The 18,771-nt window shown below is 39.5% G+C and carries 17 protein-coding genes; 14 read left to right on the top strand and 3 right to left on the bottom strand.

Going from position 1 to position 18,771, the window contains the following annotated elements:
* The 4 genes from L3Q70_RS08870 to gdhA all read left to right on the top strand — a co-directional run bounded on the left by L3Q70_RS08870 (nucleotide 1) and on the right by gdhA (nucleotide 4,580).
* Nucleotides 1-396 carry a VanZ family protein gene (locus L3Q70_RS08870; RefSeq protein ID WP_062569165.1) on the top strand — a complete coding sequence of 132 codons (396 nt, stop codon included), beginning with the start codon at nucleotides 1-3 and terminating at the stop codon, nucleotides 394-396.
* Nucleotides 397-457: 61 nt separating this feature from the next.
* The gene (locus L3Q70_RS08865; RefSeq protein WP_237114118.1) at nucleotides 458-1,363 is read left to right on the top strand and encodes a diguanylate cyclase; all 906 of its coding nucleotides are present in this window, start codon (nucleotides 458-460) and stop codon (nucleotides 1,361-1,363) included.
* A gap of 165 nt (nucleotides 1,364-1,528) precedes the next feature.
* Complete coding sequence (locus L3Q70_RS08860) at nucleotides 1,529-2,917, top strand: M28 family metallopeptidase (protein WP_237114117.1); 1,389 nt, start codon at nucleotides 1,529-1,531, stop codon at nucleotides 2,915-2,917.
* Between the two features lie 310 nt (nucleotides 2,918-3,227).
* On the top strand, nucleotides 3,228-4,580 hold the full coding sequence (gene gdhA / locus L3Q70_RS08855; RefSeq protein WP_237114116.1) for an NADP-specific glutamate dehydrogenase: 1,353 nt from the start codon (nucleotides 3,228-3,230) through the stop codon (nucleotides 4,578-4,580).
* Between the two features lie 132 nt (nucleotides 4,581-4,712).
* Here the strand turns inward: gdhA and L3Q70_RS08850 are convergent, their stop codons facing one another.
* The 3 genes from L3Q70_RS08850 to L3Q70_RS08840 all read right to left on the bottom strand — a co-directional run bounded on the left by L3Q70_RS08850 (nucleotide 4,713) and on the right by L3Q70_RS08840 (nucleotide 8,193).
* Nucleotides 4,713-6,428 (bottom strand): AMP-binding protein, encoded by a 1,716-nt coding sequence (locus tag L3Q70_RS08850; RefSeq protein WP_237114115.1) that lies wholly within the window; start codon nucleotides 6,426-6,428, stop codon nucleotides 4,713-4,715.
* Between the two features lie 237 nt (nucleotides 6,429-6,665).
* Nucleotides 6,666-7,112: a DUF3010 family protein gene (locus tag L3Q70_RS08845; RefSeq protein WP_193988854.1), complete on the bottom strand. Its 447-nt coding sequence runs from the start codon at nucleotides 7,110-7,112 to the stop codon at nucleotides 6,666-6,668.
* Between the two features lie 64 nt (nucleotides 7,113-7,176).
* Nucleotides 7,177-8,193, bottom strand: a complete 1,017-nt coding sequence (locus tag L3Q70_RS08840; RefSeq protein WP_237114114.1) for an endonuclease/exonuclease/phosphatase family protein — start codon at nucleotides 8,191-8,193, stop codon at nucleotides 7,177-7,179.
* A gap of 256 nt (nucleotides 8,194-8,449) precedes the next feature.
* Between L3Q70_RS08840 and thrS the strand changes: the two genes are divergently transcribed.
* The 10 genes from thrS (at nucleotide 8,450) to L3Q70_RS08790 (ending at nucleotide 18,716) form a co-directional block, all read left to right on the top strand.
* Complete coding sequence (gene thrS / locus L3Q70_RS08835; protein ID WP_062569158.1) at nucleotides 8,450-10,360, top strand: threonine--tRNA ligase; 1,911 nt, start codon at nucleotides 8,450-8,452, stop codon at nucleotides 10,358-10,360.
* Nucleotides 10,361-10,417: 57 nt separating this feature from the next.
* On the top strand, nucleotides 10,418-10,978 hold the full coding sequence (gene infC, locus L3Q70_RS08830; RefSeq protein ID WP_083515308.1) for a translation initiation factor IF-3: 561 nt from the start codon (nucleotides 10,418-10,420) through the stop codon (nucleotides 10,976-10,978).
* Nucleotides 10,979-11,189: 211 nt separating this feature from the next.
* Nucleotides 11,190-11,390 carry a 50S ribosomal protein L35 gene (gene rpmI / locus L3Q70_RS08825; protein WP_054554888.1) on the top strand — a complete coding sequence of 67 codons (201 nt, stop codon included), beginning with the start codon at nucleotides 11,190-11,192 and terminating at the stop codon, nucleotides 11,388-11,390.
* A 15-nt stretch (nucleotides 11,391-11,405) separates the two neighbouring features.
* Nucleotides 11,406-11,765, top strand: coding sequence for a 50S ribosomal protein L20 (gene rplT / locus L3Q70_RS08820; RefSeq protein ID WP_062569157.1), 360 nt, complete (start codon nucleotides 11,406-11,408; stop codon nucleotides 11,763-11,765).
* Nucleotides 11,766-11,964: 199 nt separating this feature from the next.
* A complete protein-coding gene (locus L3Q70_RS08815; protein ID WP_193988852.1) occupies nucleotides 11,965-13,761 on the top strand; it encodes a M14 family metallopeptidase in 1,797 nt (598 codons plus the stop codon).
* 1 nt (nucleotide 13,762) lies between these two features.
* On the top strand, nucleotides 13,763-14,404 hold the full coding sequence (locus tag L3Q70_RS08810) for an MBL fold metallo-hydrolase (protein ID WP_062569155.1): 642 nt from the start codon (nucleotides 13,763-13,765) through the stop codon (nucleotides 14,402-14,404).
* A 97-nt stretch (nucleotides 14,405-14,501) separates the two neighbouring features.
* The gene (locus L3Q70_RS08805) at nucleotides 14,502-14,960 is read left to right on the top strand and encodes an Lrp/AsnC family transcriptional regulator (RefSeq protein ID WP_036968198.1); all 459 of its coding nucleotides are present in this window, start codon (nucleotides 14,502-14,504) and stop codon (nucleotides 14,958-14,960) included.
* Nucleotides 14,961-15,108: 148 nt separating this feature from the next.
* A complete protein-coding gene (locus L3Q70_RS08800) occupies nucleotides 15,109-16,665 on the top strand; it encodes a SulP family inorganic anion transporter (protein ID WP_062569154.1) in 1,557 nt (518 codons plus the stop codon).
* A gap of 155 nt (nucleotides 16,666-16,820) precedes the next feature.
* Nucleotides 16,821-17,891 (top strand): histidine kinase, encoded by a 1,071-nt coding sequence (locus L3Q70_RS08795; protein WP_062569153.1) that lies wholly within the window; start codon nucleotides 16,821-16,823, stop codon nucleotides 17,889-17,891.
* Nucleotides 17,892-18,716, top strand: coding sequence for a LytTR family DNA-binding domain-containing protein (locus L3Q70_RS08790; RefSeq protein ID WP_062569152.1), 825 nt, complete (start codon nucleotides 17,892-17,894; stop codon nucleotides 18,714-18,716).
* Nucleotides 18,717-18,771 lie beyond the last annotated feature (55 nt).

Raw genomic sequence — 18,771 nt, 5'->3', positions numbered from 1 at the left:
ATGTTTCAACGTTTTCTTATTCTATTAGCAATTGGTTTTTTTGGGTTTATCGGTTGGGTTATTTACCTTGCTAATACAGGTCAGAAATCGGTGTTTTTTGATTTAGTTGCTGCGATACCTTATGGCGATAAGCTTGGGCATTTTTTATTGTTTGGATTGCTCACACTATTTATAAACTTAGCGTTTAAGTTCAAAGCCAGTGTTATTGGGGGTTTTAAAATATATTGGGCTGCTTTAATTGTGTTTACTTTTGTTGTGTTGGAGGAGTTCAGTCAATACTTTATCGCCACGCGTACTTTTGATCTTGTTGATTTACTCGCTGATTTAAGTGGCATTGTATTTTTTTGTATTGTATCTACTTTTTTATCAAAAAAGTTGTACCCAATTACTACTTAATTGCTCAGTTACTTGCTCGGTTTAGGCTATACTCAATTTATAGTCAGCTTGAAAGTCGCTTATGAAGAAAGAAACGCCTGAATACTTGTCTGATATTATAGAGCTTTTATTAGATGCTGTTTGTGTAGTAGATGCAAAGGGCTGCTTGCTTTTTACTAACCCTGCCTTTGAAACTATTTTTGGCTACCCCCCTGAAGAAGCCATCGGTAGATATATGTTAGATTTTGTCTACCCAGAAGACAGGACTAAAACTATCAATGCCGTTAATCAAATTGTTATAAATAATCATCCTCCTCGTTTTGAAAATCGATGGGTTAGAAAAGATGGCCGTATTGTACATGTTTTATGGTCAGTTTACTGGTCTGAAGAAAAACAAGTCAGGGTGGCAATAGCTTATGATATTACCGAGCAAAAGAACCTCGAACAAAAACTGATTTATATGGCAGGACATGATCCATTAACAGATTTACCTAATCGCAGCTTTTTGATTTCTGAGCTAGAAGAGTCATTGTCTGTTGCTAATACGATATCGACAATTATTGCTGTCCTCTTTATTGACATAGATGGTTTTAAACAAGTAAATGATTTTCATGGTCATGCAGCGGGCGACAAGCTATTAAAAACAGTTGCGATGCGTCTTCGTCACCAACTTAGAAAAGAAGATAGTGTAGGGCGCTTAGGGGGAGATGAATTTGTTGTTATTTTAAATAGTATTAGTAATAAGCAAGATGTTGTCGAAGTCGTTGATTTATTGCGTGAAGAGATTTGTAAACCTCTTGAATATAATAATGAGTTACTAAGCTACTCGCCAAGTATTGGTGTGGTTTTATTCCCTGAGCATTATGGTGATGCTGAATATTTAATCCAATGCGCTGATAAGGCAATGTATGATGCGAAAAAAGCAGGGGGAAACCAAGCCGTTTTTTATCACAGTGGAATAAAGCTTCCCAATGTAAAGCCAGAGTAGTTTTAAGAGAAAACGACTATTTAGGCTGATAAGTAATCGTATCGGACTCATACTTAAGTTCTGTTTAATGATTGTTTTAACCTGATAATCTGTTTTCTGACTCATAACTATTGTGCGAAAAAAAATAGTAGTTAGCCTTGAATGATTCATTGAAGGAGTGAAACTATGTTTAAGCGTAAAATAATAACACCAAGTGGTGCTTTGTTTAGCTCATCACTGTTATTGGCAGCGGCAGTGCATGCCACGACACCTCAATACAAAGGTCAACAAGCTTTGCATGATATTGCAAATGCAGTTTCAAAAACGCGTATAGAGCAAGATATTCAAACCTTGGTTGATTTTGGTACTCGTCACACCTTATCAGAAACGAAATCGAATACGCGCGGTATTGGTGCGGCTAGGCGCTGGATAAAATCTGAGTTTGAGGCCATTTCAAAAGCCTGTGGTAATTGTCTAGAAATCATTGAAGTAAAAGACACTATCTCTGGTGAAAAGCGTATTCCAAACCCGGTAGAAGTTGTCAATATCGTGGCGATTCAGCGCGGCCAAGTTGATGAAAACCGCATGATAATGATGTCGGGAGATATTGATTCGAGGGTCTCTGATGTAATGGACTATACCTCTGATGCACCAGGGGCTAACGATAATGCTTCCGGTGTGGCTGGTGTGCTTGAATCTGCACGTGTTTTATCAAAGTATAAATTTAATGGCTCAATTGTGTATGCTGCGCTCTCTGGTGAAGAACAAGGCTTGTTTGGTGGTAAAATTTTAGCTAAATATGCACAAGAGCATCACTGGCGTGTTCATGGCGTTTTAAATAACGACATGATTGGTAATTCAACCGGCATTAATGGTGTTACAGATAACACAACAGCACGTATCTTCTCAGAAGGCACTCGTGTTATAGAAACAAAAGAACAAGCTAATAAACGCCGCTTTACCGGTGGTGAAGTCGACTCTGCAAGTCGTAACCTCGCGCGCTACATCGATACAATTGCGGATAGATATATTGAAAATCTCGATACCATGTTGGTCTATCGACTCGATCGATTTGGTCGAGGAGGGCATCATCGTCCATTCAACGATGTTGGTTTTGCGGCTGTGCGCATTATGGAAACCAATGAAAACTACAATCAACAGCATCAAGACTTACGTACTGAAAATGGCATTACTTACGGCGACACCATCGATCATGTTGATTTTGCCTATGCGGCTAAATTAACCTCGTTAAATGCTGTGACAATGGCATCAATGGCGTGGGCACCCGCACCGCCAACAGGTGTCAGTATTTCAGGTGCTGTAAAGCCAAGTACAACACTAGCTTGGCATAAAAGTGATGATCCAACAGTGGTTAGCTATAAAATTTATTGGCGTTATACCAGTGAACCACAGTGGCAGTTTAGTCGGGACGTTGGCAAGGTAACCGAAGCCACCCTTAACAATGTCGTGATCGATAACTACTATTTTGGTGTCGCAGCCGTGAACAAAGACGGAATTGAATCCCCAGTTGTATTCCCAGGGGACGTTGGCGCATTTGAGTGGCCTAATAAGTAAGTTATTAGGCGTCATAGCGTACATTAATGTGCGCTATGAATGATCCTAATTCGCATTTCGACAAAGCTATTTTGTAAAATTAACTCTCTTTTAGCAGCGTTAAAATGTCTTCGCTTTTCATTCATATCCACAACAAAAAATATGCGCTAGCATAAAGTTAACTTAGCGAGTGGCTTTAGCACATGATTACTTGACCTTTTAAACCATTTTTATAGAGTAGTCTTCACTTATCATTCAAAGTGATCGATTTTTTACTAAATAGAGTTTAATTAGTAACGAGTAATTTCAATAGCTTAATAGAGGAGTTGGCATGCAATATCTACAAGGAATTCTGCAAACAGTAAAGGAATCTAACCCTAACGAACCTGAGTTCTATCAAGCTGTTGAAGAAGTACTATCATCTCTAAAGCGTGTCGTTGATGGACATAATGATTATAAAAAAATGGGCATTATTGAGCGATTAGTTGAACCGGAAAGACAAATCATGTTCAGAGTTCCATGGCTTGATGATAACGGGAATGTGCACGTTAACAGGGGCTATCGTATTGAGTTTAGCTCTACTCTTGGGCCTTTTAAAGGAGGTCTACGTTTTCATCCAAGTGTAAACCTTGGAGTTATTAAGTTCTTAGGCTTTGAACAGATCCTTAAGAATGCGTTAACGGGTTTACCCTTAGGTGGCGCAAAAGGAGGTGCAGACTTTGACCCGAAAGGGAAAAGTGATAACGAGATTATGCGTTTTTGCCAATCTTTCATGACAGAGCTATATAGGCACATTGGTGCTACAACGGATGTACCAGCGGGTGATATTGGCGTAGGTTCAAGAGAAATAGGCTATTTATTCGGCCAATACAAGCGCATAACTAATCAGTTTCAAGGGGTGCTAACGGGTAAGCCCTTGCTGATGGGGGGCTCTGCATTAAGAGCTGAAGCGACAGGCTATGGCATAGCTTATTTTCTAAGTGCTATGCTTGATGCTAAAAATGACTCTTTACAAGGAAAGCGTTGTCTCGTATCAGGCGCAGGTAATGTCGCACTCCATTTGATGGATAAGCTTAGCCAATGTGACGCTATCGTTTTAACCTGTAGCGATTCAAAAGGGACTTTATACTGCAAAGATGGTTTAGATGTTGAGCTTGTTAAACACCTAAAAACAGAACAAGGAGCTGAGCTTCGAGACTACCTAAACACACATTCTGAAGCTGAGTTCACACCCGTTAATCAGTACCCAAACAATGGTCATAAAGTATGGCAATATGAAGCTGATATCGCTTTACCCTGTGCAACTCAAAATGAAATTACTAAAAATGATGCGACTTCACTTGTAGATAATGGCTGTTTAATCGTATGTGAAGGTGCAAATATGCCAAGCACTGCAGAAGCGCTGACTGTTTTTAAAAAGCATAAAGTTTACCTTGGACCTAGCAAAGCCGCGAATGCAGGTGGTGTGGCAACTAGTCAGTTTGAAATGGCACAAAATGCTAGTATGCAAACATGGCGACCAGAGCAAGTCGATGAAAAACTCCAACAAGTTATGAGGACTATCTTCGATACTGTTTCCACTACAGCGAAACAGTACTCTCATGAAGATGATCTAAGCCTTGGCGCTAACATAGCAGGTTTCGAGCGTGTAGCAGAAGCAATGATGAAACAAGGCGTTGTATAGCTGAGATCTGAAAACAACCCCATGCTATTTACAGAAAACGCATGATATATGGTGGCTTTGAGACTATTTTAGATAAATAAAAGTGCATTTTTAGCTAAAGCTCGATAATGCAGAGCTTTAGCTATCTCTTAATTACGAGAATGTTTTTTCACTGAGCAACTCCTGCATTTGCTCACGCATTTTGAATTTTTGTAGTTTACCTGTGACTGTCATTGGGTATTCATCGACAAAGTGAATGTGCTTTGGTACTTTAAAATAGGCAAGCTTGTCTTTTAAAAATGTGCGAATGGCCTGTTCATCTAGTACTGCATCATCCTGTGGTTGTATCCACGCACACACTTCTTCGCCATATTTTTCATCGCTAATTCCAAAAATTGCGGCATCTTGGATACCTGGGTAGGTGTAAAGTACCTCCTCGATTTCTCGTGGATATATGTTCTCACCGCCACGAATAATCATATCTTTAATGCGACCAACGATAGAAACAAACCCTTCTTCGTCCATTACCCCTAAATCTCCAGAGTGTAACCAGCCGTCCTTATCAATGGTGGCATCCGTTTTCTCTTTATCGTTCCAATAGCAGCGCATGATACCCGCACCGCGGCTACATACTTCGCCAGGGATACCAATCTGTTGAATATCACCCAGTTCATCAATAATTTTCACCTCGGTATGGGCCAGAGCGCGGCCGACAGTACTCACTTGCTTTTCAATTGGTGAGTCAGTTTCAGTCACATTGTTAATCGGGCTACATTCAGTTTGCCCATAACCAATCACGACTTCTGTCATATGCATTAGTGAATGAACTTTGCGCATAACTTGCTCAGGGCATGTCGAACCGGCCATGATGCCCGTTCGTAGGCTAGATAAATCATACTGAGCGAACTCTTTGTGTTCCAATTCTGCTATAAACATAGTCGGTACGCCATGAAGAGCGGTACAATGTTCTTTTTCTACCACTTCAAGGGTTGTTTTAGGATCAAATGAATCACTTGGGAAGACCGCTGTTGCACCTTTACTAATACACACTAAATTACCTAACACCATACCAAAACAATGGTACAGAGGCACAGGAATACAGAGTTTATCCTGATATGTCAGTTTCATAGCCTCAGCCATCAAAAAGCCATTATTGAGAATGTTTTTATGCGATAAGGTCGCGCCTTTTGGGTTGCCTGTGGTACCTGATGTAAATTGAATATTGATATCTTGCTCGCAATTCAACGTAGCTGCAATCGCATCGAGTTCGAGTTTATGAGCATCTGTAGCGCGTTGCATTATATCATCAAAACTGAACATTCCTGGAGCTGGCTTATCACCAATACGGATGATGTTTTTTAAATGTGGAAGGGCGTTTAGGTTTAACTCACCTGCATATGAGTTTTTTAACTCAGGGGCAAGTTCATTAAGCATGCTTATATAATTACTCGCTTTAAATTCACTCGCGGTAATAAGTGTTGAGCACTCAACGCTGTTAAGGGCATATTTTAATTCACTGGGGCGATATGCTGGGTTAATACATACCATAATGGCACCAATTTTTGCGGTAGCGAATTGCGTTAAACACCATTCAATATTATTAGGGGACCAGATACCAACACGGTCTCCTGGTTTAACGCCAAGCGAGAGTAGCCCCATAGCGAGTTGATTAATTCGATGTTGGTATTCTTTGTATGTCAGACGAATGTTTTGATGATTAACAACAATAGCGGGATGTTCTGGGTTATTGTCGACAATAGCGTCAAGATACTGACCTATTGTTTTATCAATTAAGGGAACGTCAGTAGCGCCTTGGAAATAGCTTTGTGTTAATGGAAGACTGTTACCATGTATATTATTTGCTTGCATTGTGTTCTCCGTGTCCTATTGAATGTTGTCGTGGACTTGATGCGAAAATAGCTAAATCAATTTATTGAATATTCGCATAGCATTAGCTTACATGTTTAACTAAGCATAGATTGTCGACAAATGAAAGCGATATAAGACTAATGTACAGAGTGTAGCTCTAAGTTGGGAGGAAAGGATGGTCTTTTTACAGGCACAAAAAAACGTGCATAAGCACGTTTTTCAAGTATTGATAAATGGTTAGTCTTCATCTCGCTTGTAGGTTTTACGCATCAAATAAACGTAGGCATTAATAAAGGCATTTTCTTGAAACTTTTTAAGACCTGTATCTTCAAACGCGATAGGTAGAGGGTTACGTTTTAACTGTTCTTTTATTGTCGTTGCGCTTAATACTTCTACGTCTAGTTCTTCAATCAGTTGGATAGCCGTTTCCATCTTAAAACCTTTTGCACTACCGGCAAACTTACCTTTCGGCTGACGTTCCTTAATTGCTACAGAATCAATTTGATAGTCTTGCATTAATTTTCTGAAATCAAATTGAAATTTACGCATCACTTCCGTGTCGTTACCGTTCGCTAAGGTAAAGCGAGTTTGTCTTATATCACGGATATCAAACACATCGTTATCTTTCGTTAAAATACACAGCAGCACGTCGCTACCGGTAATTTCTACACCGCATGTTCTCATGGTCATTCTCTAAATAACTTAATTTTCGCAATTATAGCAAGTAACGACCTGAAAAACAGTTGCTTTAAAAATGAATTTTAATAGCAATCGCACTATGATCACTGACGCTTATGTCTTCAAGTGTTTCGGCAGGATTTAAATGTTCTTCAAAGCTCGAATAGGAGACTGAACTCACTTTTGACATTGCACATTCAGGATTAAAATGTGCAGAAACAAGGATATAATCAAGTACGCTGCCACGGCGGTGATAATAATGACTGTAAGGCTTAGTATAGCCTGCTTTATTTTCATCACTAAATAGATATGCATCTGTTAATCCTACCACAGGTTCATTTTGCTCGATGCATGGTTCACAGCGCGTCGGATGAAAACCTTGTGTCATAAATGATAATGTCGGGCTAGTAAGTACATCGTTAAAATCACCCATCACAATAGTTGCACACTGTTTTTCACGCTGTGTCTTTAAAGCATCGTAATAAACAATTGAGGCCTCAAGGGAACGTGATATTTGCGATTGCATAGTCCCCACAGTTTGATGTAGCAATTGAAGTAATGGATCTTCAAGGTTATGAATATTTAAAATATGCGCCATTGATTGCACGCGTTGTGATTTAAAGTGAACCACATAACAGCAGATATCCCCAAAGAAGGGGATTGAGATTAAGCATTTAATAGGGGTTCTATTGAACTTGAACTCATTTTGGTTATTCAGGTATTCAAGCAGTTCAGGGCATGGTGTCAGTGGTTCACAGCTTTTTAAAGGGTACTTACTGGCTAAGGCGACAATGGGATTGAAAAGTACCTGTGGATACAGCGCATCGTGACTTGGCGTGTCAACTATTTCAAAGTAGTCGTAACCTGCTTCTTTACATTGTACTTCCAATGCTTGATAGCTAAACACTTCTTGAAAAGCGACTATATCGGCTTGGGTTTGGTTTAGAAACTGGGCGATAAATTGCTGCTTTTGGCGCCACTGGGTTTTATTATAATGTTCATGTTGCTGATAAAAAGAATAGGGTGGTGCTGTATAATTTAGCAAATTAAATGTTGCAAATTTAACTGTGTGAGGTTTTGACATCATATTTACCCAAAAAGTTATCTTCACTAAGTATGAAATGGGATAAGTAATTGTCAATTTAGTCTTCTAACTACTTGTATTTGAATTCAGTAGCGGCGACAATGGTCGTTCATGTTTGCGAAGACTCAGTGAATATGAGCCTAAATAGGCACTAAAATGGCAATGCTTATTCGTAAAAGCGTTGCAGAGTTTACAAATTAATTTTTTAAAAAATACATGTGATGCATTGTAGGCATCACCACTGTAGTAAGGATTTATAATGCCAGTTATTACCCTCCCTGACGGCAGTCAGCGTAGTTTTGAAAACCCAGTAAGTACCTATGATGTAGCAAGTGATATCGGTCCTGGCCTTGCCAAGGCAACTATTGCAGGCCGTGTGAATGGCTCGCGTGTTGATGCATGTGATTTAATTACCGATGACGCACGTTTAGAAATTATCACAGCAAAAGACGACGATGGTTTAGAGATCATCCGTCACTCATGTGCGCACCTTATTGGTCATGCAGTTAAGCAACTTTTCCCTGAAGCGAAAATGGCAATCGGTCCGACCATTGATAACGGTTTCTATTACGATATCGATATGGAGCATTCTTTAAGCCAAGACGATTTAGATGCAATTGAAAAGCGTATGCTTGAGCTTGCTAAAACAAACTACGATGTGGTTAAAAAGACCGTTAGCTGGCAAGAAGCGCGTGATACTTTTGAAGCACGCGGTGAAACATATAAAATGGAAATCTTAGACGAGAATATCGCAAAAGATGACCGTCCAGGCTTATACCATCACGAAGAATATGTTGACATGTGTCGTGGCCCACATGTACCAAATATGAAATTCTGCCAACACTTCAAAATTATGAAAGTGGCGGGTGCATATTGGCGTGGTGATTCAGAAAACAAAATGCTGCAACGTATTTACGGCACAGCATGGGCAGATAAAAAGCAACTTAAAGCGTATTTAAAACGTTTAGAAGAAGCTGAAAAACGTGACCATCGCCGTATTGGTAAAGCACTTGACCTTTGGCACTGGCAAGAAGAAGCACCAGGCATGGTGTTTTGGCATAATGACGGCTGGAGCATTTACCGTGAACTAGAAGACTTTGTTCGTGAAAAACTACGTGAGTATGATTACGAAGAAGTGAAAGGCCCACTAATGATGGACCGTGGTTTATGGGAAAAATCAGGTCACTGGGATAAATATTCAGATGCCATGTTCACAACTGAATCAGAAAAGCGCGAATATGCAATTAAACCAATGAACTGCCCAGGTCACGTGCAAATCTTTAATCAAGGTTTAAAATCATACCGTGATCTTCCATTGCGTATGGCTGAGTTTGGGTGTTGTCACCGAAACGAACCATCAGGTGCATTGCACGGCTTAATGCGTGTACGTGGCTTTACTCAAGATGATGCGCATATCTTCTGTACAGAAGAGCAAATCATGGATGAAGTATCGTCATGTATCAAAATGGTTTACGATACATACGAAACGTTTGGCTTTGAAAAGATTGTTGTAAAACTATCTACTCGTCCAGAAAAGCGTATCGGCGAAGACGAAATGTGGGATAAAGCTGAGCTTGCACTGGCTGAAGCGCTGAAAGCAAATGACATTGAATTTGATTACCTACCAGGTGAAGGTGCATTTTATGGTCCTAAAATTGAGTTTACACTCTATGACTGTTTAGATCGTGCATGGCAATGTGGTACTGTACAGCTAGATTTTGCATTACCGGGTCGTTTAGGTGCGACATACGTTGCAGAAAATAATGAACGTCGTACACCAGTGATGATTCATCGTGCTATATTAGGTTCAATCGAGCGTTTCATTGGTATTTTAACCGAAGAATACGCTGGCTTGTTTCCAACATGGCTTGCGCCTAAGCAAGTTGTGATTATGAATATCACCGATAAACAAGCTGATTATGTGCAAGAAATTGTACAAAAATTAAATAAACTTGGAATTAGAGCCGCTGCTGACTTGAGAAATGAGAAGATTGGCTTTAAAATCCGTGAACATACGTTAAAACGTATTCCATATTTACTTGTTGTTGGCGACAAAGAAGTTGAACAACAAGAAGTGGCAGTACGCACTCGCACAGGTGAAGACCTAGGCAAATTTAATGTTGATGATTTTGTAGCTAAAATTAGTGATGAAATAAAAAATCGACAGTAAATCATGAGCGTGTAGGGCATAACAAACAGCCAACTACACGCTTTTTATTTTATATTCTTGGAGGATCGTACCATTAGAGGCGGCAAGAAAGGGCAACAAACAGCTCAAAAAAATCGTATCAACGAAGATATTACAGCTAAAGAAGTTCGTTTAATTGACATTGACGGCGAGCAAGCTGGCATCGTGTCATTAAAAGAAGCGCAAGCTATGGCTGATGATGCGGGTGTAGATCTTGTAGAAATCAGTCCTAATGCAGAGCCACCTGTATGTAAGGTTATGGACTACGGTAAGTTCATCTTTGAAAAAAGCAAAGAACTAAAAGAACAAAAGAAAAAGCAAAAGCAGATCCAGGTTAAAGAAATCAAATTCCGTCCAGGTACGGATGAAGGTGATTACCAGGTTAAGCTTCGCAACTTGCGTAAGTTCTTAGAAGCGGGTGATAAAGCTAAAATTACTATTCGCTTCCGTGGCCGTGAAATGGCTCACCAAGAAATTGGTATTGAATTATTAAATCGTGTTAAAGCTGATTTGGAAGATGTTTCACAAGTTGAATCTTTCCCTAATCGTGTTGAAGGTCGTCAAATGGTAATGATGATGGCCCCTATTGCTAAAAAGTAATAAACAAGCGATAATACGCACCGAATTTATTTCAGGTCTCCAAGTAGCAGCATGCTGTTCACCTGAAATAACCGGTTTAAAGTAAAATTGCAGTTATATTTACTGGATTTTCACCGGATATTGGCGGTAAGTTTGGCCTTAAAAGTAGAGTTATTTATTTACCTCTCGCCTGCTTGCCTAATCGTAAAGCAATACATTTGGAGTTATTGCAATGGCTTATAAGCTAAAAACTCACAGAGGCGCTGCTAAGCGTTTCAAAAAGACTGCTTCTGGCGGTTTCAAGCGTAAACAAGCGCATCTTCGTCACATTCTGACTAAGAAAACTTCTAAGCGTAAATTACACTTACGTCCTAAGATGATGGTTCATAAGAATGACCATGGTCTAGTTTCACGTATGTTACCATTCGCTTAATAGGAGTCTTCAGAAATGGCAAGAGTTAAACGCGGTGTTATCGCACGTGCACGTCACAAAAAAGTTTTAAAGCAAGCTAAAGGTTACTACGGAGCACGTTCACGTGTTTACCGCGTAGCTTTCCAGGCAGTTACTAAAGCGGGTCAATACGCTTACCGTGACCGTCGTGCTAAGAAACGTACTTTCCGTCAACTTTGGATTGCACGTATCAATGCAGCAGCTCGTCAAAACGGTCTTTCATACAGCCGTTTTATCAATGGTCTTAAAAAGACTTCTGTAGAAATCGATCGTAAGATCCTTGCAGATATCGCAGTTTATGACCAAGTTGCATTTGCAGCACTTGTTGAAAAAGCAAAAGAAGGCCTAGCGGCTTAATTCACTTTTCATAAAAGTTTTAAAAAGGAGCCTTGTGCTCCTTTTTTTGATCTCAAACTCAAAACATTTCTTTGCTAAATAATTATATACGCATGTCATTAGCTCCATTTTTTTGTTGAATCACCGCAGTTTACGCAATCAACTCAGATTAGTTGTTATAATTTCTTCTAATTAAATAAGTATCGCACCTGAGAGTAATATGTTTGCTGGCTTAATGTTTTTATCTGCTGCTGTGACCATGGACAGTCACTTACCACCCTTAAAACCTTGGCAAGGTGAAAGTGTGACGTTGATGCAAGAAAAAGGTCCATTAACTACAGATTTTGAATTAAGTGGCGGTATGCGTTCGCCAAACTATGAAGATACCATGGCGTTTGTTGATAGGCTTGTTGCAGCCAACCCAACACAGTTTAAAGTACAAACAATCGCAACAAGCAGTGCAGGGCGTAAGATAAAAATGTTAGTTGCGAATGAGCAAGGTTTGTTCGATGCAGCGCAGTTAACGTCTGATGCAAAACCAACAATTTTTATTCAAGCTGGTATTCATAGCGGTGAGATTGATGGCAAAGATGCCATGTTTATGCTGCTGCGTGACATTGCAACAGGCAAGCGCCGTGATATCTTGAGTAAAGTAAATATACTTTTCATTCCTATTTTAAATGTTGATGGACATGAAAGAAGTAGCCAATTTAATCGTATAAATCAGCGTGGCCCCGTTGAAATGGGTTTTAGAACCAATGGTTTAAATTTAAACCTTAATCGTGATTACACTAAGTTAGATACCCCAGAAGTGCGAGGTGTGTTGAAGGTTATTAATACGTTCAAACCCGATCTTTATGTGGATGTACATGTTACCGACGGCGCTGATTATCAATATGATGTGACGTATGGCTATAATCCGGTTTTTTCAAGTGAATCACCCAGTGTTTCAGAAGCACTCGACACAATGTTCAAGCCAGTTATCGACACTAAATTGGCTAAGATGGGTCATATTCCCGGTCCGTTAGTTTTTGTAATGGATAAACGTGATTTTAAAAAAGGATTGGCTGGATGGGTTGCAACACCACGCTATTCGAATGGGTGGGGCGATTTACGTTCTTTACCGAGCATCTTAGTTGAAAACCACTCTTTAAAACCTTATAAACAGCGTGTACTTGGCACTTACGTGTTTTTAGATGGTGCAATTGATGCGCTTGCTAAAAATAATCAAGCGTTACAAGCGGCGGTTAAAAAAGAACGTGAATTTAAACCTACGCAACTGGTAGTTGAGCGCAGCTATGCAACAGAACCTGATACACTGGTATTTAAAGGAATAAAATATACGCGTAGTAAAAGTGAGTTATCAGGGCAAGCGGAAGTAGCTTATCTTGGTGAAGAAGAAAGTTATGATGCATTGCCTATTTACTGGCAAAAAATCGTTAAAAAAACAGTTAATGTGCCTAGCGCCTTTTATATTCCGCCAGCTTATAGTGCAATTATTAGTAAATTAAAACTACATGGTGTTGAAGTATTGCGTGTTAAAGACACTGGGCCTAAATCTTTAACCCAGGCTACGGTGAAAGACTATACTTTTGCTAAAGTGCCTTTTGAAGGGCGTTTTCGAGTTGAAGCAAGCTTCGATTACAAGAACATCACTGATGTTGATGTAACTGGCTGGTATAAGGTATCAACAAATCAGCCATACTCAGAGCTAGCAACTCATTTGCTGCACCCTGAAGCACCTGATTCATTCTTTGCATGGGGCGAGTTCAATACTATTTTTCAGCGCACTGAGTATATGGAAAACTATGCTTTGATACCTTACGCAAAGCAAATGTTACAAGCGCAACCAGAGCTAGCGCTTGAGTTTGATAAAAAAGTTCGTGAAGATAAAGTCTTTGCTAAAGACCCAGAAGCACGCCTGAACTGGTTATACAAGCGCTCACCTTTTTATGATCAAGCTTATTTGCAGTACCCAATTTTAATGGCGTTTGAAAAACCTTCCATGGAGCAGTGAAATGAACGTTATTACAATTCCAGTAACAGGCTTTGCACAAAATTGTCGTGTTGTTATTTGTAGTGAGACCAACAAAGCGGCATTAATTGATCCTGGCGGAGATGCCGATAAACTAAGTGCAACGCTTTGTGAATTAGGATGCGAACTTGAGTCTATTTTTTTGACTCATGGTCACCTTGACCATGTTGGTGCAGCGAAACAACTTGCTGAAAAATTTGCTGTAAAAATCATAGGCCCACACATTGGCGATAAGTTTTGGTTTGATTCATTGCCAATGCAAGCGCAAATGTTTGGTTTTACGCCCATAGCGCCATTTTATCCAGATGCATGGTTAGCTCATGGAGACACAATTCGTATCGGTAATACTTGTCTATCAGTGCGCCACTGCCCTGGTCACACCCCAGGACATGTTGTTTTTTACCATGATGTGTCTGAACAAATATTTGTTGGAGATGTAATTTTTCAAGGTTCGGTAGGGCGTACAGACTTTCCTAAAGGCGACAGTGCGCAACTTATTGAATCTATTAAATCTGAAATATTGACTCTAGCAGATGAGGTTAGAATTCTCTCTGGGCATGGTCCAAATACAACGGTAGGTCATGAACGAAAAACGAACCCATTCATTAGCGGGCGCTATGGCTAGAATTGCATTTTTTTTGCATAAATAATTGAAAATGAGCAGACTGATTTTTAAATCAGTAGTATAATTTAACCAATAACTTTAAAGAAAAAGAAATAAAATGTCTCTAAACCAAGTAGATCGCCAAATTTTGGCATTGTTACAGCAAGATGCTAGCTTATCAACGGCAGAAATTGCCGATAAAGTTGGTTTATCTCAATCTCCATGTTGGCGTCGTATTGCGAAGCTTGAACAGGATGGCTATATCAAAGGTAAAGTTGCTTTGCTTGACGAGAAAAAGCTTGGCTTCGATATGTTGGTTTACGCCCATGTTCGCTTATCTAACCACGGTAGAACAAACTTGGCTGAATTTGAACGTTTGATCATGAGTTATGATGAAGTTACCGAATGCTACAGTATGGCAGGGACAATGGACTTTATGTTACGTATCATATCAAAAGGGATAGAGGGCTATGAGCAGTTTGTTCGTGATAACCTTTTGAACTTAGAATTCGTTCAAGAAGTACATTCGAATGTTACAATGACATGTGTTAAACGTAGTACATCATTACCACTCTAGTTCTTCCATTTACTACACTGAGTCTTTTTCAATGAACGGCTAGCATTTTACAATGCTAGCCGTTTTGTTGTTAATAATTGTTAACGTAACAAGTTTTTGCTAGAATTCCGCGCCTTGCCAAAACGTATTCACAAGAAAGAGGATCTTAATGTTTAACTTACTCAGCAAAGCACCTAGCTCTGCTAAAAACGATATATTATCAGGCCTGACTGTAGCGTTAGCATTAGTACCAGAAGCAGTTGCATTTGCTTTCGTTGCTAACGTAGAACCATTAGTCGGTTTATATGCTGCATTTATTGTTGGCTTAATAACGGCTATTTTTGGGGGTCGTCCAGGTATGATTTCTGGTGCTACAGGCGCACTGGCTGTTGTGATGGTAAGTTTAGTATTAGATCATGGTGTAGAGTATTTATTTGCCACTGTACTATTAATGGGGATATTGCAGATCTTAGCGGGGGTGTTTAAGCTGGGTAAATTTATCCGCATGGTGCCACATCCTGTGATGTTGGGATTTGTAAACGGCTTGGCAATCGTTATTTTCTTAGCGCAGTTAGGGCAGTTTAAAGTACCAGATGGCATGGGCGGTCAGCAGTGGATGGAAGGACAAGCGCTTTATATCATGCTTGGTTTAGTTGCATTAACTATGGCTATTATTCACTTTTTGCCAAAGCTCACGACAGCAGTACCATCTTCGCTTGTTGCGATTGTGACCGTAACAGGTTTAGTTATTGGTCTAGATTTAGAAGCGCGTACGGTACTTGATTTTCTAAAGGGCATGACAGGTAACGAGCAAGCGACTATTGCAGGTGGCTTACCTGAATTTCATATTCCTATGGTGCCTTTCAATTTAGAAACGCTTAAAATTATTTTCCCTTACGCATTAGTTTTAGCGGCAATTGGCTTAATTGAGTCATTATTAACACTTACTTTAATTGATGAGATCACAGAAACTCGCGGCCATAGTAATAAAGAGTGTATAGGTCAGGGCGCTGCCAATGTGACGTGTGGCTTCTTTGGTGCAATGGGTGGTTGTGCCATGATTGGTCAATCAATGATCAATATAAACTCGGGTGGTCGTTCACGTTTATCTGGCATTAGTGCAGCTTTATTACTTCTTGTTTTTATCGTGTTTGCAGCAAGTTTAATCGAGATGATCCCATTAGCAGCGCTAGTAGGTGTTATGTTTATGGTGGTTTTAGGCACATTTGAGTGGGCAAGTTTCAAAATGATGAAGCGAGTACCTAAGTCAGATGCGTTTGTGATTGTATTAGTGTCAGGTGTAACCGTTGCAACCGACTTGGCAATAGCGGTTTGTGTGGGGGTCATTGTATCTGCACTGGTATTTGCTTGGCAGCATGCGAAGCACATTTACACAAGTAATTATATAGATGAGCAAGGCTCAAAAGTATATGAACTACATGGCCCGTTGTTCTTTGGCTCAGTGAAAAATTTTGCTGAACTATTTGATGTTAAAAATGATCCTCAAGATGTGATCATCGAATTCAAGCATAGCCGTGTTGCTGATCACAGTGCAATTGAAGCCATAGATAGCCTAGCGGACAAATATAAAAAAGCAGGCAAGCAATTACACTTACGCCACTTGAGTCCTGATTGCATTCAACTCCTTCATAAGGCACGTGATATTGTTGAAGTAAATGTGATTGAAGATCCAAATTATAAAGTGGCTTCAGATAAATTAGCTTAAAAATAAAGTAATGATAAAGCGAAGGCTGTCGTAGTCTTCGCTTTTTTAATGCCTGAAGAATGCGGTAAGGCTATAAAAAATCAAGATAGGCGGCAGTGCTTTATTCTCGTGACTATCGGTATAATAAAAATAAGTATATAAGGTAACTCGTTATTTTGAATTGGCAATCTTTAGTTGATAATCGACAACGTTTTTTCTGGGTCCTGCAGATCGCTGGCTGGATTGGCTATGCATTAGTAAATTATATAGGCTCAAAAGTATTTGAAATGCGTGACATATACGTGTTTGTTATCGTTTTGAATGCTTATGCAGGATGCTTAATGACGATACCTTTACGCTATATGTATAGGAAAGTGTGGAACGCGTCACCTTGGGTATTAATGCTCGTTGTTTTTGGCGCGTCTTATCTGACGGGAACGCTTTGGGCAGTAGTACAAAAATTTAACTTATGGGAAATATACCGGCATGGTTATAGGCCAAATGAGTGGTTTTATTACCTTCAACAAGGTTTAGATTCTGTCTATATCATTTTGTGTTGGAGTGGTTTGTACTTTGGAATTAAGTATTACCAGCTTTTACAAAGTGAGCGACAAAAAGCATTAAAAGCAACAACAATGGCCCATGAAGCGCAACTAAAAATGCTTCGTTATCAGTTAAACCCGCATTTTTTATTTAATACGCTTAATGCTATTTCTACACTGATATTAGTTAAAGAGAACAAAGATGCAAATCTAATGGTCTCTAAATTAAGTGACTTTTTACGTTATACGTTAAACACAGATCCAATCAAAAAAGTCCCATTAGAGCAGGAGTTACATGCTTTAATGTTGTACTTAGAAATTGAAAGAGTGCGTTTTGATGAACGTTTGCAGGTAAATGTTGAAGTGAGTGAGCAAGCAAAAGAAGCACTAGTGCCAAGTTTAATACTGCAACCGATTATCGAAAATGCCATTAAGTATGCTATTGCACAACTAAATGAAGGTGGTGTGATTGATATAAAAGCACAAGTTTTCGCAAATGAACTATTATTGGAAGTAGGCGATAATGGTCCTGGTACCGAGCTGATAAATGGCCAACTGGTTAATTCTCAAGGCGTTGGCATAGCAAATACCAAAGACCGACTAAAAACACTTTATGAGAACAATTATTCGTTTGTACTCTCTGACAATACGCCAAGTGGATTAAAGGTAAATCTGCGTGTTCCGTTTGAAAAGGCTGTTAAATAAATGAGCAAAATTAGAACGCTGATTGTTGATGACGAACCATTAGCCAGAAAAGGCTTAGCTGTAAGACTTTCTGAGTTTGACGATTTGGAAGTTATTCGTTTATGTAGCAATGGACAAGAAGCAATTGATGAGTGTGTATCTGGCAACATTCAATTAGTATTTTTGGATATCCAAATGCCAAACATGAATGGGTTTGAAGTAGCGCGAGCATTGAGCGAGAGTGTTAATCCATTACCAGCTATTGTTTTTGTAACGGCATTTGACCAGTTTGCTGTTAAAGCATTCGAAATTCATGCATTGGATTATATTCTTAAACCAGTCGATGACAACAGACTAAAACAGGCGGTAGAGAAAGTGCATACCTATTTAAAGACACAACAAGATAACGCCCATAAGAAGAAACTAGCGAGCTTTGTTGCGGGTATTACAGGTAACAACTGCGAAGAAATTTTAAAGAAATTAGCAACAGGAGATAGCCTAGCAGATAGGCGTTATCCAGAATCACTCGCTGTAAAAGAGCAGGGTGAAATTGTTCGTGTGCCTGTGGTTACAATTCAATGGGTTGATGCGGCAGGTGATTATATGTGTCTACATTGCCAAGACGGACAAACGCATATCTTACGAAAAACGATGAAAGAGCTAGAACAAGAGCTCGACCCGCAATTGTTTGTACGTGTTCATCGTAGTGCTATTGTAAATACTAAACAAATTAGCAAACTTGTTACCCAAGTTAGCGGTGAGTACTTATTAGTGCTTGATAACGGTCAAGAACTAAAAGTGAGCCGTAGTTACCGTGATAAAGTGAAAGCAGCACTGGCCAGCTAGTTAACAATAGACACTAATTAAGTCAAAAAGGCGCATTTAATGCGCCTTTTTAACG

The sequence above is a fragment of the Pseudoalteromonas sp. CF6-2 genome (assembly GCF_021729425.1).
GTDB classification, from domain to species: domain Bacteria; phylum Pseudomonadota; class Gammaproteobacteria; order Enterobacterales; family Alteromonadaceae; genus Pseudoalteromonas; species Pseudoalteromonas arabiensis.
This window is presented reverse-complemented; position numbering and strand designations above follow the sequence as displayed.